Source organism: Magnetococcus marinus MC-1 (assembly GCF_000014865.1).
Lineage (GTDB): Bacteria > Pseudomonadota > Magnetococcia > Magnetococcales > Magnetococcaceae > Magnetococcus > Magnetococcus marinus.
Genome location: NC_008576.1, coordinates 1,555,873 through 1,577,688 on the forward strand (window position 1 = coordinate 1,555,873; position 21,816 = coordinate 1,577,688).

Annotated in this window: 23 protein-coding genes; 19 read left to right on the forward strand and 4 right to left on the reverse strand. The window is 54.4% G+C overall.

The features are described from left to right. Position 1: 1 nt before the first annotated feature. From MMC1_RS06440 to MMC1_RS06475, 8 genes are read left to right on the forward strand one after another with little or no spacing between them, the layout of a single operon-like run. Positions 2-1,015: a major capsid protein gene (locus MMC1_RS06440; protein ID WP_011712929.1), complete on the forward strand. Its 1,014-nt coding sequence runs from the start codon at positions 2-4 to the stop codon at positions 1,013-1,015. 2 nt (positions 1,016-1,017) lie between these two features. Beyond that, complete coding sequence (locus MMC1_RS06445) at positions 1,018-1,335, forward strand: head-tail joining protein (RefSeq protein WP_011712930.1); 318 nt, start codon at positions 1,018-1,020, stop codon at positions 1,333-1,335. Then, positions 1,335-1,595 (forward strand): hypothetical protein, encoded by a 261-nt coding sequence (locus tag MMC1_RS06450; protein ID WP_041640908.1) that lies wholly within the window; start codon positions 1,335-1,337, stop codon positions 1,593-1,595. Before MMC1_RS06445 ends, MMC1_RS06450 begins: the two co-directional genes overlap by 1 nt. An 11-nt stretch (positions 1,596-1,606) precedes the next feature. After that, positions 1,607-2,524, forward strand: a complete 918-nt coding sequence (locus MMC1_RS06455) for a hypothetical protein (RefSeq protein ID WP_011712932.1) — start codon at positions 1,607-1,609, stop codon at positions 2,522-2,524. A 2-nt stretch (positions 2,525-2,526) separates the two neighbouring features. Beyond that, the gene (locus tag MMC1_RS06460) at positions 2,527-2,898 is read left to right on the forward strand and encodes a hypothetical protein (RefSeq protein WP_011712933.1); all 372 of its coding nucleotides are present in this window, start codon (positions 2,527-2,529) and stop codon (positions 2,896-2,898) included. A gap of 1 nt (position 2,899) precedes the next feature. Further along, the gene (locus tag MMC1_RS06465) at positions 2,900-3,310 is read left to right on the forward strand and encodes a phage tail terminator protein (protein WP_011712934.1); all 411 of its coding nucleotides are present in this window, start codon (positions 2,900-2,902) and stop codon (positions 3,308-3,310) included. A 5-nt stretch (positions 3,311-3,315) separates the two neighbouring features. Continuing rightward, a complete protein-coding gene (locus MMC1_RS19730; protein ID WP_011712935.1) occupies positions 3,316-4,056 on the forward strand; it encodes a phage tail tube protein in 741 nt (246 codons plus the stop codon). Between the two features lie 5 nt (positions 4,057-4,061). Beyond that, positions 4,062-4,430, forward strand: coding sequence for a hypothetical protein (locus MMC1_RS06475; RefSeq protein ID WP_011712936.1), 369 nt, complete (start codon positions 4,062-4,064; stop codon positions 4,428-4,430). Positions 4,431-4,525: 95 nt separating this feature from the next. On the opposite strand, the gene MMC1_RS06480 is transcribed toward MMC1_RS06475, so the two are convergent. After that, positions 4,526-5,080, reverse strand: coding sequence for a 3'-5' exoribonuclease (locus MMC1_RS06480; protein WP_011712937.1), 555 nt, complete (start codon positions 5,078-5,080; stop codon positions 4,526-4,528). Positions 5,081-5,160: 80 nt separating this feature from the next. Here MMC1_RS06480 and MMC1_RS19735 point away from each other — a divergent pair, with 80 nt between their 5' ends. The 9 genes from MMC1_RS19735 to MMC1_RS19740 all read left to right on the forward strand — a co-directional run bounded on the left by MMC1_RS19735 (position 5,161) and on the right by MMC1_RS19740 (position 15,528). Continuing rightward, entirely contained in the window at positions 5,161-8,712 is a 3,552-nt protein-coding gene (locus tag MMC1_RS19735; protein WP_011712938.1) for a phage tail tape measure protein, read from the forward strand. Positions 8,713-8,721: 9 nt separating this feature from the next. Then, positions 8,722-9,087 carry a hypothetical protein gene (locus MMC1_RS06490; protein ID WP_011712939.1) on the forward strand — a complete coding sequence of 122 codons (366 nt, stop codon included), beginning with the start codon at positions 8,722-8,724 and terminating at the stop codon, positions 9,085-9,087. 5 nt (positions 9,088-9,092) lie between these two features. Continuing rightward, entirely contained in the window at positions 9,093-10,127 is a 1,035-nt protein-coding gene (locus tag MMC1_RS06495; RefSeq protein WP_011712940.1) for a hypothetical protein, read from the forward strand. Continuing rightward, positions 10,127-11,101 carry a hypothetical protein gene (locus MMC1_RS06500; protein ID WP_011712941.1) on the forward strand — a complete coding sequence of 325 codons (975 nt, stop codon included), beginning with the start codon at positions 10,127-10,129 and terminating at the stop codon, positions 11,099-11,101. The genes MMC1_RS06495 and MMC1_RS06500 overlap by 1 nt, the downstream gene beginning before the upstream one ends. Continuing rightward, positions 11,076-11,597: a hypothetical protein gene (locus MMC1_RS06505; protein WP_011712942.1), complete on the forward strand. Its 522-nt coding sequence runs from the start codon at positions 11,076-11,078 to the stop codon at positions 11,595-11,597. Before MMC1_RS06500 ends, MMC1_RS06505 begins: the two co-directional genes overlap by 26 nt. A gap of 11 nt (positions 11,598-11,608) precedes the next feature. Next, positions 11,609-11,995, forward strand: coding sequence for a hypothetical protein (locus tag MMC1_RS06510; RefSeq protein ID WP_011712943.1), 387 nt, complete (start codon positions 11,609-11,611; stop codon positions 11,993-11,995). Positions 11,996-12,142: 147 nt separating this feature from the next. Next, entirely contained in the window at positions 12,143-13,135 is a 993-nt protein-coding gene (locus MMC1_RS06515) for a hypothetical protein (RefSeq protein ID WP_041640911.1), read from the forward strand. Continuing rightward, positions 13,132-14,508 carry a hypothetical protein gene (locus tag MMC1_RS06520; protein WP_011712945.1) on the forward strand — a complete coding sequence of 459 codons (1,377 nt, stop codon included), beginning with the start codon at positions 13,132-13,134 and terminating at the stop codon, positions 14,506-14,508. The genes MMC1_RS06515 and MMC1_RS06520 overlap by 4 nt, the downstream gene beginning before the upstream one ends. A 231-nt stretch (positions 14,509-14,739) precedes the next feature. Continuing rightward, positions 14,740-15,528 carry a DUF7687 domain-containing protein gene (locus MMC1_RS19740; protein WP_049757632.1) on the forward strand — a complete coding sequence of 263 codons (789 nt, stop codon included), beginning with the start codon at positions 14,740-14,742 and terminating at the stop codon, positions 15,526-15,528. Here the strand turns inward: MMC1_RS19740 and MMC1_RS06535 are convergent. After that, entirely contained in the window at positions 15,520-16,386 is an 867-nt protein-coding gene (locus tag MMC1_RS06535; protein ID WP_011712947.1) for a DNA adenine methylase, read from the reverse strand. The two genes, MMC1_RS19740 and MMC1_RS06535, sit on opposite strands and share 9 nt — an antisense overlap. Before the next feature lie 63 nt (positions 16,387-16,449). On the opposite strand from MMC1_RS06535, the gene MMC1_RS22530 reads away from it, so the two are divergent. Both MMC1_RS22530 and MMC1_RS06540 read left to right on the forward strand, forming a co-directional pair. After that, a complete protein-coding gene (locus MMC1_RS22530) occupies positions 16,450-16,668 on the forward strand; it encodes a helix-turn-helix domain-containing protein (protein WP_081436220.1) in 219 nt (72 codons plus the stop codon). Between the two features lie 6 nt (positions 16,669-16,674). Further along, positions 16,675-17,490 carry a DNA-methyltransferase gene (locus MMC1_RS06540; protein ID WP_011712948.1) on the forward strand — a complete coding sequence of 272 codons (816 nt, stop codon included), beginning with the start codon at positions 16,675-16,677 and terminating at the stop codon, positions 17,488-17,490. 37 nt (positions 17,491-17,527) lie between these two features. Here the strand turns inward: MMC1_RS06540 and MMC1_RS06545 are convergent, their stop codons facing one another. Both MMC1_RS06545 and MMC1_RS06550 read right to left on the reverse strand, forming a co-directional pair. Further along, a complete protein-coding gene (locus MMC1_RS06545; protein WP_011712949.1) occupies positions 17,528-20,878 on the reverse strand; it encodes a TM0106 family RecB-like putative nuclease in 3,351 nt (1,116 codons plus the stop codon). Then, positions 20,875-21,780 carry a helix-turn-helix transcriptional regulator gene (locus MMC1_RS06550; RefSeq protein ID WP_011712950.1) on the reverse strand — a complete coding sequence of 302 codons (906 nt, stop codon included), beginning with the start codon at positions 21,778-21,780 and terminating at the stop codon, positions 20,875-20,877. Before MMC1_RS06550 ends, MMC1_RS06545 begins: the two co-directional genes overlap by 4 nt. Positions 21,781-21,816 lie beyond the last annotated feature (36 nt).

The following is a 21,816-nucleotide window of genomic DNA, read 5'->3' on the forward strand; positions in this document are numbered from 1 at the left end:
CATGCCCTTAGCAGCGAATCCATTCAGTAATGACGCTTTCGGGGCGGTAGCTCTGACAGCGGCCATCAATATTCTGCCCAACCGCTACGGTAAGCTTGAGGGCCTCAACCTGATGCCTTCCAAACCGGTCCGACTGCGTCAGATCGCCATTGAGGAGCGCAATGGGGTGCTCTCTCTGCTCCCCACCGCCACCGTGGGATCTCCCGGTACCACCGGCAAACGGGGCAAGCGGAAGATCCGCTCCTTCATGATCCCCCACATCCCCCATGATGATGTGGTTCTCCCTGAAGAGGTGGCCGGGATCCGTGCTTTTGGTTCTGAGGGTGAGCTTTCAGCCCTATCTGATGTGCTCTCCCAGCATCTACAATCCATGCGGGATAAACATGCCATCACCCTGGAGCACCTTCGCATGGGGGCACTCAAGGGAGAGATTCTCGATGCCGATGGCAGCGTGATCTACAACCTCTTTGATGAGTTTGAGATCTCGCCCAAAACCATCAACTTTGAGTTGGATGATCCCGCTACCGACGTAAAGACCAAGTGCCTGGAGCTGAAACGCTATCTGGAGGATAACCTGCGGGGCGAATTCATGACCGGGGTAAGTGTATTGGTCTCTCCCGAGTTCTTTGATGCCCTCACCGGTCACGCCAAAGTCGAGAAGGCCTATGAACGCTGGCAGCAGGGGGAAGCGCTGCGTGCTGACATGCGCTCCGGCTTTACCTTCGCAGGCGTCACCTTTGAAGAGTATCGGGGCCAGGCCACCGATCCCGAGGGTACGGTGCGACGCTTTATCGCTGAGAGTGAAGGGCATGCGTTTCCTACAGGGACCAGCCAGACATTCTGTACCTATTTTGCCCCGGCTGACTTCAATGAGTCGGTTAACACGATGGGACAGCCCCTCTACGCCAAGCAGGAACCCCGCAAGTTTGAGCGGGGCACCGACCTGCACACCCAATCCAACCCCCTACCCATGTGCCACCGCCCTGGCGTGCTGGTCAAACTGACCGCTAACTGATCATGGCCAGTTGGGATGACGGGCTGAATGGTCTAAACGCAGCCTGTATCGAGGTCTTTGGTCAACCCATCATCCACACCCCCGCTGGCGGGGAGCCATCTGAACTCTCCGCCATTTTTGATTCCAGCCGTGAGATCACCACCATCGATGCCGTTGGGGTGCCGGTACAGAGCTATCGACCGGTCATTGAAGGTCGAGAGGCCGACTTCCTTTCTCGTCCTGTGGTGGGTGATGGGGTGGCTGTCGGTGGGATCAACTACCGCGTCATGGATGTGCAACCCCGTGGGGATGGTTGGTTGGTACTGATTCTTCGGAGGTAATGGTGTCTCTGTTTAAGAAGGTGTTTCCCGAACTGGTGCATGAAGCAGAGAGCCTGCTCATCCGCCGTATCGCCTATGACCTGGATGGCAACCCTGAATACATCGGGCAAGCCAATCCAGGGGCCCTGGATACCGATGACGCATGGTTTGTCCGCCGCATCGCCTATGAGGGGGGCAATCCGGTCTCCATCCTGTTTGCCGAAGGCTCCACCAAGTTTAACAAGCGCTGGGATCTGCGTGGATCCTATGACTATCGATAGGAGCAACCATCGTGTACGCACGTTATGATTACAACGCTGGAGCCAGCATCAGCAACATGCTGTCGGATATTGTGGCGCTGCTGACCGGCACCACCGATAAGGCGACCTTGTCGGCATCCTGCAATCAGGCCTCTACCCAGATTATCTCTCAGGTGGCCGCCGGATGGACCCTGCATGATGCCAGCGCCGGAGCCAACATGCAGTGCCTGAAGGCCCCGCTGGCGGATGATGCCAGCGCCTTCAAATATCTGTGTGTGGATCTGAACACCACCGGCTATCTGTTTCCCAAGGTGTATGAAGCATGGGATGCAACGGGTCATGCTGGGACCAATATGGCGAGCACCAGTGACAGCACCAGCTACAACCAACGCATCGATACGAGCAATGGGGGGTCGCTTTATATCTGGGCCTCAGCACGGTTTGTCATGTTTGCCAGCCAGACGGCAGCAGGGTGGGCCAGTACCACCAAACCTGGCCCATCCGGTATTGTGGAGCGAACCCGATACTTGCCCTGGGATACCCCGGCCGCCGGGTGGCCGCCGTTTCTGTGGTGCAACCTCGGATATGCCATGTATGGCACCTTGGGTTATTCACCCCGACAGATGCAGAAGGATGAAACACCTGTCACAGGTAATGCTGCCTCACTAACCGCTGGAACGGTCTGTTTCTCAACATTGACCATGCCTTCGGGCAGTGACCAGAAGGTGCCGGATGGTGCCGGTGGTTCCACCATCCCAGCCTGGCCTTTGATGGGCCACAACGTAAACCAAATGCCCCTGATGTACGGAGAGATCTCCTCGCTGTGCGATATCTGGGTGATCCCCGACAATATGGCAGCAACCCACGATGTGCTCTCCATGGATGGCAAGCAGTATTCGGTGGTGCAGACCAACGGACCCACCGAATCCATGATCATTCGTAAGGGCTGATCATGGCTGATCTGAATGATCCCGGTTTTGCCCTGGAGGGTGCCTATTGGCCTCTCCCATCTGTGGGTGGTGTTCTTGAGCGATACGGCAGCCATGCAACGCTTCTGGACCAGGGCATCTCCTATATGGGAGGTTATCTGGAGCCAAGGGCAACCTCCAGTATCGCCTATCCGTCAGGTATCCCCCTGATCAGTCTGCTCAACGTACCTATTCCACCGGCCAGTCATTGTCAGATGTTGACCCAGACCACCCCTGCCTTTCCTCATCGGTTTGGTCCCAGTGACTGCGCCGATGGCGTTGGTGCGGCAACCCCCAGCATAGGTCCATGTAAGCCACCGCTGATTTCTGTGCTTCCCCCGCTGATAAGGATCTGAGGTGCAAAATTATTTGCAGATTGAAGGGCTGATTGTTCAGCGGTTGAAGGATCAGCTTGAGGGGATCCGTGTGCTCTCATCCTGGGGTATGCCGGTTATTCATGAAGAGGCAGAATTACCCCCTACGGTGATCATCTTTCTGGAAGAGGACAAACCGGGGCCCATTCAAGGCAATCAGCAGAAGGTTGAGCAGACCTGGCTCTGCCTGGTGGTGGTGCGGGATGCCGAGAGTGATGCCGGGGCACTGATCAGCCGGGTGATCACTGCGGTGGTGGGCTGGACTCCGGATAGAACCCTCTTCAAACCGTTTCAACGGACAGCCTCGGCTTATTCACCGGACTACTCACCCAATGGAATCTTCTACTTTCCGTTGGCGTTTGAGACATCGTTTCTATTCAAAACAACGGAGTAAAGACTGTGGGCAAAAAAACACATACCCTCATCGGCGGTGGGGAATGCTTCATCGGCCCCTTTGGTGGCGGCGCAGGCATGCGCTTTCTGGGCGAGGCTTCCAAAGTCGAGCTGTCTTTTTCGGAGGAGAAAAAAACCCTGAAAAACTACTCCACTCCCGGTGGAGGCACCGCCGACACCGTCTCCCTCATCACCGATGTGCAGCTTGTAATCACCGCCCACGGCTTTGATACCGAATCCCTGGCCATGGCTACCTTTGGTGAGTCTGGGTCTGTTACGGGCGGTACCGTTACGGATGAATCCCATGTGGCCTATCGGGGTGGGTATCTGCGTGCCCAGGAAGGGGTGGATCTTTCCGCCGTTTCTCTTACCAGTGGCGGCACCCCCCTGGTGGAAGGTACTGACTATGAGGTTAAAGGGGGTGGGGTTCGGATTCTAGAAGCCGCTGAAAATGTGGTGGATGGAGATACGGTGCTCATGACTTACACCCATGCCTCCTCGGCCACGGTTGAGGCAATCCTCAATGCGGGGAAAGAATATCGGCTCTCCTTTGATGGCTTTAACCAGGCTTTTGATGGTAAGCCGGTGGTACTGGATGTCTACCGGGTGAAGAACACCCCATCTTCCCTGGGACTGGTTACCGACGACTTTGGTAGTATTGAATTCACGTTTGACGTATTGAAAGACGACGGCAAAACTGGCGCAGGCGTCTCCCAGTTCTTCAAACTGATGCAGATTGAAGGGTGAAGACCATGGGACGTCTGATTGCTAAGACAGCAGGGGATCTCACCTACCATGTGCGCAAGTTTACCGTGGGTGAGATCTACGAGTTCTTCAGCAAAGCGGTAGATGGGCAGTCTGCAGAGCCCGACTGGGTGGGTAATGTGCTGTTTACGGATGCGACCCTTTCCGACATCATCTCCTTTACCGATCTGACCAAAGATAAGATCCATGCCATGGAGCCGGAAGTGTTGGAGACCATCATTGCAGCCATCAAGGAGGAGAACCCCCATTTTTTCGCCGCCTGCCAGCGTCTGGAGGAGGCCGGGAAACGGCTGAACCAGGTGCTGACGGCTCCCAGCGAAGAGTCGGTCAGTTCAAACGGGCGATCTTTACCCTGATAAAACTGGGACACCCCGGTGTGATGGATTACACCTGGGAGATGTTCCTGGATGCACTCTCCTTTGAATCCTCACTCTCAGATAGTTAGCGTGATTCAACTGTTCATATTCTCTTGAAGCATGTTGCAAAACATAGCGCCTTGTCCAATGGCATCATCAAGGGCGATGTGGGTATGAGGGATGGGATCAAACCATTGCTGTGGGATGGTTTTCTTGTTGATTTGTCGAAAGGGCTGTTTTGTTACTGCCATGGTGTAGGTCTTAATGTCCAGTGCGGCATGCGAAAAGGGGCATTCTCCTGTGAACTGTACCAGGTACCAGTATACAAACATGAAATCATAACTAGCTGGGTATGCAACAAAAACTGGTTTGCCAGGTAACGATTTTAGCCATGCCACATACTCAGGCATGGCCTTTTCAGGTTTCTGTAAATTTGTTCGGCAGGCAGCCCATGCTTTTGGCTGGCTTTTCCACCAATCCATGGTTTTAGGGTGTTCTTGAGCGTCGGGAAGAGTTTCCAAGTTTGCTGAAAAGGTTCCTACTAATGTTTTGTCCGCAAGGTATGCTGCAGACCCAAAGCTAAGCATTGAGTATGAACCAGGAATGGGGCCATCAGCCTCAATATCTGTACTGACATAAACCTCTTGCATATCTGCATTCTCCTCTTAGTCGACAGCTAACCACTAACTATAGCTGTTAATAGTTCCTAAGGCTATCTAAGGTCAGAAAAATGGCGCGTACCCAGGAGGCTCTTGAATTCATCATCAGAGCTAATGATGATGAACTGCGTTCTGCGGTCTCACGTATGCAGAGCGACTTTCGTCAGGGTGTGCAGTCCATGGCCTCGGCTGCCCAGACCCAGGCGCAGCGTATCAATGGGGCACTGTCGGACATCGATGGTTTTCGCAATCTGAAACGGCAGATCCGGGAGAGTGAAGATCAATGGCAGGCCGCCACCCGTGAGGTGGCCCGGCTTGCGGTGCAGATGCGGGAGACCGAAACCCCCACCCGTGCCATGACCCGCGCCTTTGAGCAGGCCAAGCGTAATGCCCGTGCTCTTAAGGATCAACTGGATGCCCAGCGGGAATCCCTGCATGGTCTGCGGGGTGATCTGCGTCAGGCTGGGGTGGATACCAGCCGTCTCAGTGAAAGCCAGGAGCGGCTCCAGCGGGATCTGCGTGCCTCCACCCGTGAGGTGCAGGCCCAGAGCCGGGTGAACCGCGCCTTTGCTGCTATTGGCGTGCGCTCCATGCGGGAGGTGGAGTCTGAGGTCCAGCGGCTGGAGAATGCCTATCGGGAGCTCTCCCGTTCAGGGCGGGTGTCTGCGGCAGATCTGAACCGCGCCCACCAACAGATGCAGAGCCGTGTCCGCACCCTGCGCGGTGAGATGAAAGGCTTGAATGGCACCATGGGCGGCATGGCCGGTACGGTGCGTCATCTGGTAGCGGCCTACGCAGGGTTTGAATCTATCCGAGCGGCCTCCGGCTTTATCAAGGATTCCATCCTTACCTATGCCGCCTTTGATGACACCATGAGGCAGGTGGCAGCTACATCCGGTGCAACATCAGAAGAGCTCACCCTATTGACCGAGCTTGCCAAGGAGATGGGAGCCTCTACCCGATTTAGCGCCAGTCAGGCAGCGGGTGGTCTCAAAGCCATGTCCCTGGCGGGGCTCTCGGCATCCCAACAGCTGCAAGCCCTACCAAAAGTTCTGGAGTTGGCTGCAGCCGGTTCGGTAGACCTGGAAACCGCAGCAGGCATCGCCACCGCCTCTATGGCCCAGTTTGGGTTGCAGGCCCGTGATCTGGGCAATGTAAACGACATTCTGGTCACCGCCTTCACCAACTCCGCCACCAACATCCAGGATCTGGGATTGGCGCTGCAATATGCGGGACCGGTAGCCAAAGCTGCGGGTAACAGCTTTGAAGAGACCGCCACCGTGCTGGCCCTGCTGGCCAAGAACGGCTTCTCTGGGGAAAAAGCGGGTACCGCGCTGCGTAGCGCCTATGCCCGTCTGCTGGCCCCGGTGGATAAAGCCCAAGAGGCCATCAACCGTATGGGCCTTCAGACCCGTGATGCCACCGGCCAACTGCTGCCCATGACGCAAGTGCTGCGCAACCTGAGGGCAAGCGGGGCCGATGCCGCCGACATGATCCAGATCTTCGGGGTGGAAGCGGCCCCTGCGCTGACTGCTGCCGTAGGCATGTCCTCCCAGGCCTTTGAGGCGTTGGTGGCCAAGTTTAATGAGGTAGGCGGTGTTGCTGGCCGTGTGGCCACAGAGATGGAAGCAGGCATGGGCGGATCCATCCGCTCCCTGGAGTCCGCCTGGGAGGGGGTGAAGATTGCCGTTGGTGAGGCCATCGACAAGCACAGCAGCCTCAATTTTCAAGAGCTCACCGCCGCCATCAATGAAAACAAGGATGCCATTGTCGAACTGGCCCTGGCTGGTGTGGGTCTGGCCGCCATGTTGGGTCGTGTGGCTCTGATGGTGGGTGAGTTCATCCTGGCGTGGAAAGAGGTCATCGGCGTGCTGGGTGGGGCGTATCTGGCCATCAAAACCCTGCGCGTGGCCATGGCAGCACTCACAGCACTTCAGACCGCTCAGTGGTTTCTAACCGTTACCCGTGCTGCCTCTGGCTTGGTAGCCGTGGTAGGCGCTCAGGGATTGGTTGGTGCATTGGCGCTGGCTCGCACCCGTCTGCTCTCCCTCATCTCAATCAATCTGGCCGGGTTCTTTATCCGGGGTGCTGCCGCTGTTGGAAGCCTGCTCGCCGTGCTCACAGGCCCTGTTGGGCTTATAGCTGGGGCGACGGCGGCTGTGGGCGCACTAGGCTACATGGCTTACTCCTGGTTGAAAACCAAGGATGCCCAGGATGAGGCGGCGGCTTCGGGTCAGGCAGCCGTTGAAACTCAGCAGCAGTTGGCTGCCCGTTTGAAGCAGATCGGGCAGCAACTGGGGATCAACATTCCCGACATGGAGACCTTCAACCGTTTGCAACGGGAAGGCACCATCATTGCCGACAAAAGCACCGGGGGTTGGCGACTGGCCGCAAAGGCCGCTTCCGATGCCATTCAAACCCAGAGGCGCGCGGCCCAAGAAGCCGCCAACCAGCTTTCAAATCTTACCCGCCAGCGGACATCTGCCCAGCGCAAACTGGCGGATCTTGAACGACAACTGGCCGAAGAGCAGAAGCGACAAGCCCGAGAGGTTCTCACCGAGAAGATCCGCACCGCTGAACAGTCGGTCCAGGCCACCGAACGCGCCTTGCAACAGAGCTTAGAAGCCGAGAAACGTTTGGCCAGCCAGATCCAGGGGATCGAAGAGAAAAAGCGTAACGCCCGCATGTCCACTGAGGACAAGGTGCGGTCGCTCCTTGAACGCAACATGTCTGATCGGGAGAAAGAGACCTCCCGTGCAGCGGCAGCCTCTCAAAAGCTGGCAGAAGCCCAACGCCTCCTCTCTCAGACCACGCTTTCGGAGCGGGATATCAAATGGGCCGAATCTTTGGCCCGTGGGGCCCAGGATGCTTTTTCCAGTTTGAATGATACCTCCACCGCTATTCGGGGCGTACAGGACGCCGGGGATGTACTGGATCAACTTTATCAACGCCAGGAGGAGAGTGCGCGAAAGGCTCTGTCCAAGCAGAAAGATCAGACCACATCTCTTACCGAGCAGTTGGAAACAGCACGTGGCCAGGTGGATCTGCTCAAACAGGCTATGGAAGCCCTTCCTGACCGGGTCACCAAATCAGTCGAGCTTCAAGCCCAGGTTGAGCAAGCCCAATCAGCACTCTCAGCCATCGAAAAACAGATGGCGGCACTGAAGGATAAAACCGTCACCGTCACGGTGAAAACGATAGAGGCCAAGCAGTCAGGCGGCATGATCGGCCTGCAACGGGGTGGCCGTCTTCCTGGCTATGGGGGTGGCGATCGTATTCATGCCTTGCTTGAAGCCGGTGAGATCGTGATCCGCAAAGAGCGCTCCAGGATCTTCAAGGATTTGCTGCTGACCATCAACTCCGCCCCCATGGAGACCGTGAAGCGTATCCTGCCCAACCTGCCCAGGTTTCAAACCGGGGGGATGGTGGGGTTGCCGGAGATACCAGCGCTTCCTCAGCTCTCCTTTGCAGGGGCCGGTGGTTCTGGACAGCCCCCAGTAGAGGGGATCGTTCAGCTTGATCTGACCATGAACGGCAAGCCAGCCGCCTCCATCACCAGCCCCCGCCAGCAGGTTCGGCAACTGGTAGATGCGCTCAAAGAGCTCCAACGCGGTACCTTTTAGATAAATCTCATGAAACAGCTCGGTGATTTGATTCTCCCTGAGTCGATCCAGTGGATCGACCGTCGGGCGTGGTCTCCTGTGGCCATGGAGACAGCCCGCACCCTGGGGGGCACCCCTGTGCTCTGGTCCCAACCCCTGATCAAAGGCAGACCCATCACCCTGGAGGCCGCAGATGGGGTCACCTGGCTGGATGAATCCACCGTGATGGCCATTGAGGCCATGGCCGCCCAGTCCGGGGCGGTGTTCCTGCTTATCTGGGGGGCAGAGAGCTATCAGGTGATGTTTCGCCATCACGAACCACCGGCCATCCAGTTCCAACCCCTCTGGCCGCACCATGATCTCTACACCGGTACCATCAAACTCTTTGAGGTGTAAGCACAATGCCCATACAAACGTCAGAACTACGTTTTTACAAATCCACCACCGTCAGTGACACCTCCAGCAATGGGGGCCGCATCTCCGCCAGTGAGATCGCCGATGGGGTGAAGAACAATGTCTGGCCCGACGTGCCACAAGGGGAACGACTGGCCGGATCCACCAAATACCGCAAGGTGTTCTTCAAAGTCGCCAACGATGCTGATATCAAGCTGATTGACCCGCGCATCTATGTGGAGACAGCCACCCCAGGGGATGACCGCATTCTGATCTTTCCTGGTACCCAAACCGATACCCAGGGGATGCTCACCGGATCAGAGCGGCTCTATGGGGCAGGAACGCTGGATGCTAACACCTTCATCGGGGCCACCAGTATCGATGTCAACACCGAGTCTGCCACCGATGCCATCTTCCAGGATGGAGATCTGATCCGCATCTCCGATCAGGACAATGTGGATGATGCCTCCGGTAACGTCGAGTTTATCCGACTGGCCAGCAGTGGTGGGGTGACCTGGAATGGGGATAAAGCCACGCTGACCTTTGAGGCCGGACAGAGCTTGCAGAGCGCCTATGCCTCCAGCAATACCCGCGTTGCTTCAGTCATTGAGCCCGAGGATATCGAGGCGACCTGGGGTAGCTGGACCGGATCCACCGTTGCGGGTACATACGACGGATCCGGTCCAACGACAGCTCCCACCAATATTATACCGATTCTAGATTCAATCGGCAGCATTGAACAGACCTGGACCCTGACCTTCAGCGATGCCAACAGCTTTAGCTGCGTGGGGGATACACTTGGTAGTGTGGGCAGCGGCTCCATCTCTGGGGGTGATTTTGCCCCCAATAACGCTGACTTTAGCCGTCCCTATTTCACCCTGCCTGTGGCGGGTTGGGGCGGGGCTTGGTCCAGTGGGGAAACCATCACTTTCAAAACCCATCCCGCAGCCGTGCCCATCTGGTGGAAACGTATTGTACCCGCCGGGGCCAATAGTCTCTCAGCGGATAAGGTGGTCGTCGCCATTACAGGTGAGAGTGCTTGATGAGCGAGATCTCAACCAGCCTGACCATCCACTTTTCAGCAGCCGAGCTGGATGAGCCCTTTGAACTGGTGGTCAACGATGATGACCAAGGGGGCTCGGCACCAGTGCAGGTGGCTTTCAGTCGTCTAACCTCGGGTGTCTGTGGTTGGGGGCGTATCTGCTATAGCATGAGTCAGATCACGCCCCTTGAGGTGATAGAGCCCGGCAAAAAGCGCGTAAAGCTCTACTGCTCCAAGCGCGTGGCGGCCACCGCCCGGCTCATCATCAGCGGCGGTGAGGCGCGTCTGATCGGGCGTCGCTCCGAAACGGTGGTGGAAACCATCACCTGGTCCAAAGAGCATACCAAGCAGCTGCGCTGGCTCTATGACCACCCGGTGTTGGAGATCATTGAGCAGACCTCCTTTCGCAACAAGCAGGGGGATCTGGTCACACCACCCCGTTATGACCGCCAAAGGGGCGCATTTCATGCCTCCCAAGAGGTGATCGGGGCTCTGGTGGTGCGCTACACCGTAGGTTTTTCCCTCTATGAAATCATCTATGGCAATGGAGAGGAGAGCGTCTCAGCCGCCCAGTTCGTGGAGATGCAGAATGCCTGGCAATCCGGCAACGTGGAATCGGCAGAGATCCCCCCTGTACGCATCATTGCCCTGTCCGACTGGCATGCCACCCAGGCCTCCTTCCCCCGTAAGTTTTGGCCCTCCGGAGCCCCCAGCGTCAGCCTGCGCCAGGCTTCTCCCTCGGGTAGTAGCGATAAGGACGAACCCGCAGAGGAAGAGGAGCCCAGCAGCGAGGGGTTCTACCAGGAGGTTCCAGGGACCCGTCAAACGGTATTGGAGAAGATCTATCACCCGGATGATCCCGAGCAGTTTATTGAGGTGAAAAAGACCCTCTATCTGGAAGCGCGGGATACGGTCACCGGGAAGGCCCTCAAAATCAGGTTTCTCAACCATGCCGCCTCAACCACCAGCGCTTGATTTGGGCTTTCTGGATGAGATCTCCAGCTATCGATGGGTCACGGCTAACGCCTGCATCACCATCATTGACGAATCCTCCCCCTACGCAGGGATGCAGCCTCAAACATTCAACGAAGATCTGATCCTGTTGAGACATGCGCTATCAACCTCCAATGCCCAGGTAGGGTGTATGGAGTTGAAGTTCAGACCTTCATCCCTATTGATCCCTGTTGGGGCCGAGTTTCCCCAGGAGGTGCATCGGTTGATCCGCGAAAGGCCAACGCTGGAGGATTGGGAGGCGTTGCTACAGAGCATGACACCCAGCTCTAAGCGGGTGGTGATCTCCTGTGATGCCTCAGGATCTACCAATGGATTTGGCGATGTCCGGATCCGTGATGGCCTGTCGGCATGGATGGCCCAGCTGGAAAACAGGGGGGTGACGGTGATCACCCGTGAATACCGTGGTGAGCGGTGGTTGCTCCAGCTCATCGAAGATATGTCAGCCTTGACCGCATAAAGGAGAGTCTTATGGCCCTGCGTTTTAACGATACCCTGCGCAACTCCCTGATGAACAATCTGAGGAGCTACATCGATGGGATCTGTTTTGTCTATCCGGGAACACGCCCGCCCAACCCTGATTTCCCCACATCGGAGCTGCCCCTGGTGCGTTTTACGCTGCAGTATAACAGCGCCACCGACGGAATGATCAGCTTGAGCAACGCACCGGTAGCCAGTGAGGTGGAAGCGACGGGCACCGCTACCTGGTTTCGGCTGGAGGATGGCAACTACAAGATTGATGGGGATGTGTCTGTCGAGGGGGGCAGTGGTGATGCCATCCTGGATAATGTGGGGCTGACCGCTGGGGAGATGGTAACCCTCAAGCAGATGGACTTCTCCATTCCCAACCCTGCCTGATCCATGCCCCTCTCTGCTGCTATCCAGTGCCCGTGGTCCATCCTTCAAGAAAGCGCACTTGGTGCGCCCTATGGTTTGACCTTGGGCCGATCCCTCTCGACATCCTGGTCTATCCAGGTTTCCCGTGGGATAGGGGGCTGGTCACCGTTGCTACTGTCCCGGCAGCTTGCAGCTTCCTTCGATTATCTACCCCCATCGTTTTCGCTCAACACCCAACTGCCCATTGCCCTGACAGCCGATCTAAACCGGGCCAGGCGCTTTACGCTTGGGCATGAGCTTAAGCTCGCCTTGAGCAGCCGCCTCAGTGCCAGGGTGCAGGATGCCCGGGCAAGTTTCACACTCCCCATAGAGAGCACCACACGCCTTCAGGCTGATGCCTATGGCATGCGCTGTTCGGCGGCGTTGGAGTTTTCCCTCACGGCCCGTGCCGAGCATGGCAGCCGGGACATCTCCATCACCGGCGAGATCCCCCTCTCCCTCAGCGGCACCATCACGGCAGCGCGACATACAGCCCGGGCCTCTGGCGTTATTACCGTTGAATCCCCCGCCATTCTCCTTACCGCCCAAAGTAGCACTCTGCAAGCTGCACCGGCACTTCCCATCCAGTTGCAGGGGCATATCTCCTTTGCCCCCAAATCCAGGCAGGTGACCACTCCTTATGCCATACGCTTTCCCGTTACGCGTCATTTGGCCGCAGGATATCGGTGTGGAGCATTCATCGAACAACACCTGGAAGCTTCGTGGGGCATTCAGGTTACGGGCTCATGTCGCACGCCCTGGGCGCTGGGTGAATTTGTTTGGCCGCACTCTCTTACCGCTTCGTGGAAGGTTCAGGTTGGGCGGGGGCTGGAGGCCCGTTACGGTGCTCCCGTTGATCGTGCGCTTTCGGCTCCCTACCAGGATGCTCTCCTCACGACACTACAGGCGGGCTATGCGCTGATGGGTCCGGTGCAGCAAAGTTTGGCTTGCCAATGGTCTGCTACCCAGCCGGTGCATGCATCTCTCACAACGGGCTATCAACTCCAAGCGCGGGACTCTGCTCATAGGGCTCTGACCGCATGGTGGGATCTGCTGGCGGACCAGCCTCCCGTACTGACCTCCTCGGGTGTCCGAGCTATTCACTTTGGATTGCCGTTATGAGCGTGATCTCCGCATCCCTGGCCATTGCTGAGGGTGATTATGCATGGACCGGCACCATGGAGCTGGCGGATCCCGCCTCCTTCCAACGTATCCAGATCGATGATCCGGTAACCCTGGAACTGGGTGGTGAGATCTTCCAGATGCTGGTGGATAACAAGACCCTCTCCCGTGATGGGGTAAGTAGGCCCCGATTGGTGGTATCGCTGATCAGCCCCACGGCCTGCTTTGCTACTCCCAGAGCAACCCCCATGGAACGGATATGGAATAGTCCCGTTTCCGCCCGTGCGGCCGCAGAAGAAGCCGTCGAGGAATCCATCCAGTGGGATCTGCTGGATTGGACCATTCCCGGCGGGCGGCTGGCGGTTTATGATGCTGCGCCTCTTGATGTGGTGCGTACCATTGCAGAAGCGGCCGGTGGTGTGGTGGAGACTACACCCGGTGGCGAACTGCGTGTGCGGCACCGTTTTCCCGTTTCTGTGCCCCAATGGGTCAGCACCACACCAGATCACATCCTCACCGACGCCACTGACAACCTCTCCTGCAGAGAGTCCCACCGCGCCCGCTATCGCGTAAACCGAGTGATGGTGAGGGGGTGGTTGCCCAGTAGTGGTCATCTATCGGCAGAGGTGGATCGACGCGTGGATGGGCTGAACCAGGGACGCACCACTTTTCATTCTGGAGGATCTGCCCATCTGCTTTTGAACCACGGCCCAGAGACCACCATTCAGGCTGTTTCAGCATCTACCGGCTCACTGCTTCCCAATGCGGATCAATCCTACACCATCAGTGAAGATCTCATGTTTGATGGGTCCAATAGCGCCACGCTCTCCCAACCCGCACAGTCCATCCAATCGGTGATTTGGTTGGGCAATGATCTGGGTGCTCTGACACTGGCTGCAGACGGTATAACCGTGACGGCTGCTAACAGTGGCGTGGCCATTGTCCGGGTGACTTTCACCGTGCGTTCAAGGTCCTGGAATCTATCAGCCCCAGAATCGGTTGCTGGGCTGGACTCATTCCCGGTGCAGGTGCGCATCACCGGCCAGTCTGGTGATCAGGTGGGGGATGGCGAGATCGTCTGCCAGCGCGGCGATGGTGCACACCCTGGTGAAGATATCTCCGATCCGCTTCTGGCCACTACCGAAGTCAAACTAACCCGTGGCCGAGCTGAGATTGATGCGGGGGAGGACTTGCAAGAGGTAGCTCTCACCTGTGTTCACCGTCCCGAGATCATGCCTGGGCAGATCATTGAGGTCCACGACGCCCTCATGGGCCGCTCCTGGCGGGGGAAGGTGACTGGTGTGCACCATGAGGCCGTTGGCCCCCGTACCATCACATCTTTGGAGGTGGCCCGTGTCGCAACCCGTTCATGACCTGCAACGTATCATACCGACTCAGCGTCAGTTTAGAGGAAGGGTTGTGGCAATCACTTCAGACTTCGTACGCATAGCAACGCCCAATGGAATAATTGAAATTCAAGACGCTAGACTTGGAATAGGTGATCAGGTTAACATCATCGGCCAGGAAGTCAGAAGACACGAGAAGTCAACGAAGAACGTCACCCATACAGTCTAAATGCGTCATCAGAACAGGTGCACAACATCATGACTAATAATGAAAAATGGCAGCAGCTAGGCTGGAGACACCCATTTTGGGATGTTCTTAGATATTATAGATCAATAAGGGGGCGTACAAACTCCGATGCATTTTACGAACGTATAGTTTCCTGTAATGACATTTTGCACGACAACAAAAACTTTCAAGTTCCGAGAGAAGTCGCGGAGATTTTTAAAGAATATTTTGAAACAGAGCAAGCTCGCTATAATTTTCTAGAGGCTCAGCTCAGGCTCGAAGATGAGGCCTTGTCGTATTGTGTAAGTAGCGGATTTCAGGTTGGGACGACCTCAACACAAAGCAGAGATCATCATCAATCATCTAAATCAATGATTGCATCAGTGTCAGGGATTGCTCAGAGAGTTTGTGGATCTAAAGGGATTCAATTTGACCCTGACCCACAAAATCGGTGCGTTTGGATTAATGATAACCGCCTTCATGTTACTTCCAGAAACCTTGACGGAGCAATTCCAGGCTTAACAAATCCGGAAATTATTTGGGAAATAAAAGAATACTGGGGAAAGACTAAGGGCGGAAGCAAAATGAGTGATGCGGTTTATGAGTGCCAATTGGTAGGCCGTGAGCTAAGAGAGTATGAGGAGAAATGCAACAAAAAAATAATGCATTTTGTGTTTCTAGATGGGAAAGATCAATGGTCACATAGAAAGTCTGATTTGAAGAGATTTATAGACTTGTGGTGCCAGGGTCTAATCGACACTCTTTTCGTTGGGAAGCAAGTGGAATCACTATGGGAAAAAACGCTAGAGAAACTACTCTGACAATGAGATCTGCATTTTATTCGCAACTTCGTAGTTTGTAATCAGCAATTCTGTTATATTGCGCGCGCCTGAATTCAGATTTATTTCTCTTCTTGCAGGAATTTCGATAATTGAGTCTTCAGCATAGAGGCTCCTTATGAATGGCGTATTGCTGTTGCTCTGAGCCCAATACACTCCCTTCCGAGAAAGTTCATAACATACTGATGCCAACCTATAATGGTCGCCTTCATTAAATTGCTGGTCAGTGTATCTATTAAAATCAGAATACCCTCCAAATTTGTAGTATGGCGGATCAAGATAAACGAAATCGCCTTTCTTAGTGTTGCCAAGTGCCATCTCAAAATCAACTGCTTGTATATCCACTCCTTGAATTGAATTTGCAACAGCATGTAAGTTATCTGGATCTGCATATCTTCGTTGGTAGCTTCCATATGGGACATTAAATCCACCTTTTTTATTAACCCTGAACAAGCCGCGGAAGCACGTTTTGTTCAGGTAAATAAAATAAGCAGCCCTCGTGAACAAGTCAACACTGAATGGATCAATAGATCTTACATGTAAGAATGTTTCTTTTGTGTTTTCGATTTCCACAAGATTTTGATAGACGGTCACCCAGTTTTTTTGTATCGCTTGAAATGTGTTGACAAGCCATTCATTGTAATCTGACAACAGTGCGCTCTTCGGTCTGATGTAGAAAAACACACTCCCCCCCCCAAGAAATGGTTCGTAATACACATTAAATTTTTCAGGGAAATAATCGATCAACTTTTGAGCGAGCGCCTGTTTGCCTCCTGCCCATTTTATGAACGGCTTAGGATGCATGTTTATTAAGGTTTGATTTGATTTTTGTGGACGCATTGCTGATCACTTGATACTCTCTGGATGTCTACTCATAGTGTTCATTCCAGCCAGGAATCTAGCATGGAATTCGTGAAACAGCAAGCCTGTATCCAATTTGGACTGCGCCTCCGAGAGTTACGACAAAGCAAGGGCTTCTCTCAGGATGCATTTTCCAAACATTCTGGATTGCACAGAACCTATATAGGAGGGATTGAGCGCGGAGAAAGAAATCCAACTCTAACAACAATTTTAAAGATTTCCTATGCACTATCTATTCATCCATCAATTCTATTCAAGTGAAAGATAATGTTATCCAACACCCATACTGTTTACTATGCAGACAACAATAACATGCACCTATTGGAAGATGAATCTGTTCACCTTGTTGTCACAAGCCCCCCATACGTAACAACAGAATTCAAAAAGGGGCAAGCATTTGAATATGATTTGTTTCTTGATGCCTTTTCATCTGTTTGCTCTTCTTTGTTTAAAGTTTTAGTCCCTGGGGGGCGTTTTGCCCTTAATGTTGCTGACGTGATTACAAAATACAGATATAAGGATAGCAGCCTAATGGCAAGAGCACCTCTAGGTTCTGATCTACTTCAAGTTGCTCAGAATTCAGGGTTTAGATTTTTAGAACGATATATTTGGGACAAAGGATACACAAGAAACTTTGGCGGCCCTCTTTTAGGCAGCTTCCCATTCCCATTGACGGTGTACAACAACAACTACTTTGAATATATATACATTCTATACAAACCAGGAAAAAGGACTGTAAAACAAAGCGTTCGAAAAAGCAGCGAGTTTTCGTTGGAAGAATGGAGAATATGGACACAGCAATGGTGGAGAGTTGAAAGCATAACTGAAAAATTTGATTATCATAGAGCTGTTTTTCCAATAGAAATACCATACAGAATAATAAGAATGTACTCTTATGTAGGAGACACAATACTCGACCCATACCTCGGAAGCGGAGCAACCATGATCGCATCATATTTAACCAACAGGTCATCTATAGGTTTCGAAATTGAGAGTTGCGACGACATTGTCAAACACCGTATCGAGTACGAAAAAAAATACCACCACCTTTCTGGTTTCAAATATAAAACAATAACCATATAGAACCATTCAATGCTTGTCGCCTCATCAAGTTTCTCCATCATTCGGCGGAACATGATTTTACCCAGCAAAGCGTATTCACCAACCGCATCTGTTCCACCGTCTGGCAGGGAATTTCCAACAGGTTCGGATTGGCCACGATCATGGCCAGTGTCCGCGCCCGTGAGATGGCCACGTTGAGCCGGTTCTTGCTGTAGAGGAACTCGATATCCCTGGGTAGGTCTTCAGCCCCAGAGGTCACCATGGAAATGATCACCACCTCCGCCTCCTGGCCCTGGAACTTATCCACGGTCCCCACCTGCACCCCCTCGGGAAGGATGGAGGCCAGGTAGTTCACCTGCACATTGTAGGGCGTCACCACCAGGATGTTATCGGGGGCCACAGAGTGCTCATTGCCATCCCGGTCCCGGTACCTCTGCTCGAGCAGGCTGGCGATCAACTCCTGAATGATTCGACCTTCCTCTTCGCTCTTCTGGGAGCAACCTTCGTGCTTGGCTTCAATGAAGCGGATGCCGTTGGGGCGTAGCTCCGGGTGCGCGGATTCAGACAGGATCAAAGCCTGATTTCGGGTGCCCGCCTCGGGGTGCAGCCGCCCTTCATAGACAGCATCGGAAATAAACCGGCAGACGTTCTCGTGCATCCGCCACGTCGTCCCCAGGAAGATCCCCCGGTCCGCTGGAATGGTGGACTCGCCTTCCAACAAGTAGTCCAGGATGGACATGCCAGAATCACCCGGGTGTGTACCCTGGATGGGCTGACCCAACTGCATCTGGTCGCCAACGAGAACAATGTTCCGTGCACTCAGCCCCATGGACACCAGATTGGCCAGGGAAACCTGCCCGGCCTCGTCGATGAAGAGGTAGTCCAGTACTTCGTGGTACTCATCCCGGGCAAATAGCCATGCGGTCCCGGCGATGATGTCTGACTCAGGATCCATTCCACCGTTATCCGATACGCTCTCGATCATCTCTCCGAGGTAGACAGAGTCGGGATTGCTTGCAGAACACTTCTTCTGTCCTCGGAAGGTGATGCCTTCCTTGATTGCAGCTTTCTCAATGCCATCCAGGAGATTGTTGATCGCCTTGTGGGAGTTGGAGGAGATGCCGATCCGTTTGCCACGGCGCAACAGTTCCACGATCACATGGGAGGAGGTGTAGGTCTTCCCGGCTCCGGGCGGTCCCTGGATGAACAGGAAGCTGTTTTGAAGGTTGCCGACTGCCTCGAAGATCGCGGGCAGTGAGTTGTCACCATCTGGAACGATGGGTGTGTCTGCCTCGTGTCCCGCGATCTCTGGCTTTCCTCTCCGCAGAAAGGAGGCCAGCGCTTGATACTTACCACTTCCAGCAATGATGGCATCGGCAAAGCGATAGACAGCGTCTTTGAGCACGCTGTTATTAATGGGACCAGGCGGCGTGATGGAGAGCACGTCTGGCAGCGGTCCGCCCTTGGGGCCCTTTTTGATGCTGACTGTCCGTTGATCCCAACTGAGATCAACGATGGTGCCGGCACTCTCCAGACTATCTGCCCGCAGGCATTGAGAGCCTTTCTTCAGCTTGGTCACCTGGGCCGGAAAGCGGTAGGTGTAGACCATCGACCGCTTCTCTTTGTAAGGCGGTTGATTGGGATCCGCCTTTAGCCCACCCAGGCACTCCGCATCATCGACCAGCTCTTCATCGGTCCGCTCCTGCCGGTCGAACATAGCCCACCACTGGGGCTTTGCCTCTCGACGGTGAAAATCAAGGAGTTGAGCAACGAGCTCCCGAAATTCGTAATCCTGCCCCTCATGGCCGCGGGTAAGATTTTGTTCGTAGCGGACTCGGTTTTCCTCTGCATCCTGCTGAGCTTGCAGTTTCTCTTCGGAAGGGGCTCCTGCCGTCAGATCAAACCACGGCATGTCCGCTGCTCGGAGGGTGAGAAGCCAATCACGGAGCAACAATGTGGAGCGGCAGTCGTCCTCGTTATAGTCGCTGATGTTCTGAAGCAGCTGGGGATCCTGGCTTTGTCGCCACTCTTCGTAAACCACGATGCTGTCCCCAGCGGTGGCCACCTCCGCATCCCGCTTCTCCATGTAGAACGCTTCCAGGTTCTTGATGGAATATTTGGGCTCCGAAACTCGGATTGCCTCCCTAACCACCTTAAACAGATCCACCAGCTTACGACCACGCAGCAGATCATCTACTTCCGCTTCCCTGGTGGCGTACTGGGAAGCCAGGCGCTTAAGAGCAGTCTCTTCATAGTGATTGTAGTGGTAGATGTGGGCATCGGGATGAGCTCGCAGGTGGGTAACGAGAAAGTCCATCACCTCCTGTAAGGCCCGCTTTTCCTCTTTATGGTCATGTGCCCAGAATGGTTTAAAGACTGGTTGTCCGCTTTCTGTAAAGTAGAAACCAAACAGGTACTCCAGCCCATCTGGGTAGAGCGGGTCTCCCTCCATATCAAAAAAGAGATCACCGTCAGATGGCTTAGGCATTTTGGAAAAGCCACGACCAGGCGCAGCATCCAGGAGCTCAACCTTGTTCTCGCCAGTATCCCGCTTATGGAGCTGTAGCTTAGCTTGTGCGCGTAATTTATCCAGCGTCTCCTGCGTCATAGATGGGACTGTTGATTTTTCGCCTACCTTGGCCAGCGTAGCCATTGTAGATATGCCAGCTGTCTCCAGCTTCAACACCTGGTCCCGCTTGATATTCGCTACCTGGCTTAGATGGTCATCCTGTAGCCATTGCTCTCCGCAGAGTTCCCGCCATTTGCATAGCTCACAAAACCCGCAGGGCATAGCTTGGGACTCTGCTGGGGGCGCTGCTACATACTCTTCAAATCGCTGTTTAACAATGGCGTGGTAATAGGCGAAATCATCAAGTCGGAGATGGAGCTGAGAAAAATCCCCCAATACCAGCGACATACTGTGAGGACGTGTTCCTTGCATCTTTGCGATAAAATCAGAATAGAGGCAGAGCTGGATGACAAACTTTGGCTTTGGATGTTTGGTCAGCTTGGTATCTACAGCCTCATAGCTGAAAGAACCCAGCTCTGAGGGGCGATCAACCCTCTGGAGAAAATCAGCATAGCCATGCCACTGACCATCCAAAAAAGCTGCTTGGTAAATAATGTCTGGCCCATCAGCCATCACATCGGCTGTCATCTGAACCCGATCGCTCAAGCCACCTTCACTGGGGATCTCAACGACACTGAGCCCTGATTGTTTTAGCGACTCCAGATACTCAGCTTCATGTTCATGGCCACGCTCCTGGATTAGCCTATCCTGTGCACTCACCTCAGCACGAGGCAGGCGCTCATCCAGGTCCTTAAGATCCAGAAAAGTGCTGTGCCTGCACCCCAGGAATCCATTCAGGTCCGAGGCAGCAAACAGAATATGGCCGGAGTGCCGCCTCACGAATGGCCCTCCTCGGAGAGGCTATAGGCTTTTTCCACCTCTTCCTGGTTGAGCAGGACAATCTGCTGATGCTTTGGCTGGCGCACGTTGGGATCGATATCCAGACCCATGCGCTTCAGGAAGTAGAAGAGGAATCCACGCCGAACAGGAATTACCAACTCTCCATCCTCCATGCCATAGTCCAGTTCGATGGCTGTCCGCTGTGTGTCGGTCAGCTTGGGATGCGGCCCGATGCGCACATCAATGAACTCTTGCCACTCCACATCCTCGGTCGGATCAAGATCATGTCCCTTGGTCAGACGGATGCTGACAATCCGCGCTAACACAAAGTCCTTGAACGCTTCGCCACGATGGCACCATGCCCGTACATGCCACCTGTAGCCATCGAAAGCCAGTGCATGAGGGGTAATCCAACGCCATTCGGGCTCAGGCGCATTCATGGATTGATAGCGGATCTGAACGGCCAACTTCTCCCGGATAGCTCCTACGACTCTGCGAAGGCGGCCAGGATCAATCCCTCGATGCGGTTGGGGCAACACACCATAGGAGGGGACGCTATAAAGCCAGCTCTCCTCCTCAGTCATGATCCCACTGGATAGCGAGAGAAGGTTGGCCAGATAGCGATCGGAGTCCGGGTCCAGAAACTTAGGCTTGAAGCCCTTATCCGGGTAATAGCATTTCGCCCGGATATCGTAGTGGATATTTTCCGGTGCAGCTTCCTGATATTTGCCCAAATCAGCAGAGGCTTGGGGGGTGGACACACCGAACTTCTCAATCAGATCTCTCCGATTGATCTTCCCCTCCCAGAAGAGGCGGAATTCGATGAATTCCATTCTGCGTTCCACGCCCCAGCGTAACTCCTTGCCGGACTTGGCTTTTCTCTTTTCTGGCTTTTTTGTCATCACAAACCCGTCAAGAAACTGTATTGACCAGACGAT

Excerpts from the sequence above, each read along its gene's own strand:
- MMC1_RS06440 (WP_011712929.1), top strand. The coding sequence starts at position 2 with ATGCCCTTAGCAGCGAATCCATTCAGTAATGACGCTTTCGGGGCGGTA.
- MMC1_RS06445 (WP_011712930.1), top strand. The coding sequence starts at position 1,018 with ATGGCCAGTTGGGATGACGGGCTGAATGGTCTAAACGCAGCCTGTATC.
- MMC1_RS06450 (WP_041640908.1), top strand. The coding sequence starts at position 1,335 with ATGGTGTCTCTGTTTAAGAAGGTGTTTCCCGAACTGGTGCATGAAGCA.
- MMC1_RS06460 (WP_011712933.1), top strand. The coding sequence starts at position 2,527 with ATGGCTGATCTGAATGATCCCGGTTTTGCCCTGGAGGGTGCCTATTGG.
- MMC1_RS06475 (WP_011712936.1), top strand. The coding sequence starts at position 4,062 with ATGGGACGTCTGATTGCTAAGACAGCAGGGGATCTCACCTACCATGTG.
- MMC1_RS06480 (WP_011712937.1), bottom strand. The coding sequence starts at position 5,080 with ATGCAAGAGGTTTATGTCAGTACAGATATTGAGGCTGATGGCCCCATT.
- MMC1_RS19735 (WP_011712938.1), top strand. The coding sequence starts at position 5,161 with ATGGCGCGTACCCAGGAGGCTCTTGAATTCATCATCAGAGCTAATGAT.
- MMC1_RS06490 (WP_011712939.1), top strand. The coding sequence starts at position 8,722 with ATGAAACAGCTCGGTGATTTGATTCTCCCTGAGTCGATCCAGTGGATC.
- MMC1_RS06495 (WP_011712940.1), top strand. The coding sequence starts at position 9,093 with ATGCCCATACAAACGTCAGAACTACGTTTTTACAAATCCACCACCGTC.
- MMC1_RS06500 (WP_011712941.1), top strand. The coding sequence starts at position 10,127 with ATGAGCGAGATCTCAACCAGCCTGACCATCCACTTTTCAGCAGCCGAG.
- MMC1_RS06505 (WP_011712942.1), top strand. The coding sequence starts at position 11,076 with ATGCCGCCTCAACCACCAGCGCTTGATTTGGGCTTTCTGGATGAGATC.
- MMC1_RS06510 (WP_011712943.1), top strand. The coding sequence starts at position 11,609 with ATGGCCCTGCGTTTTAACGATACCCTGCGCAACTCCCTGATGAACAAT.
- MMC1_RS06520 (WP_011712945.1), top strand. The coding sequence starts at position 13,132 with ATGAGCGTGATCTCCGCATCCCTGGCCATTGCTGAGGGTGATTATGCA.
- MMC1_RS19740 (WP_049757632.1), top strand. The coding sequence starts at position 14,740 with ATGACTAATAATGAAAAATGGCAGCAGCTAGGCTGGAGACACCCATTT.
- MMC1_RS06535 (WP_011712947.1), bottom strand. The coding sequence starts at position 16,386 with ATGCGTCCACAAAAATCAAATCAAACCTTAATAAACATGCATCCTAAG.
- MMC1_RS22530 (WP_081436220.1), top strand. The coding sequence starts at position 16,450 with ATGGAATTCGTGAAACAGCAAGCCTGTATCCAATTTGGACTGCGCCTC.
- MMC1_RS06540 (WP_011712948.1), top strand. The coding sequence starts at position 16,675 with ATGTTATCCAACACCCATACTGTTTACTATGCAGACAACAATAACATG.
- MMC1_RS06550 (WP_011712950.1), bottom strand. The coding sequence starts at position 21,780 with ATGACAAAAAAGCCAGAAAAGAGAAAAGCCAAGTCCGGCAAGGAGTTA.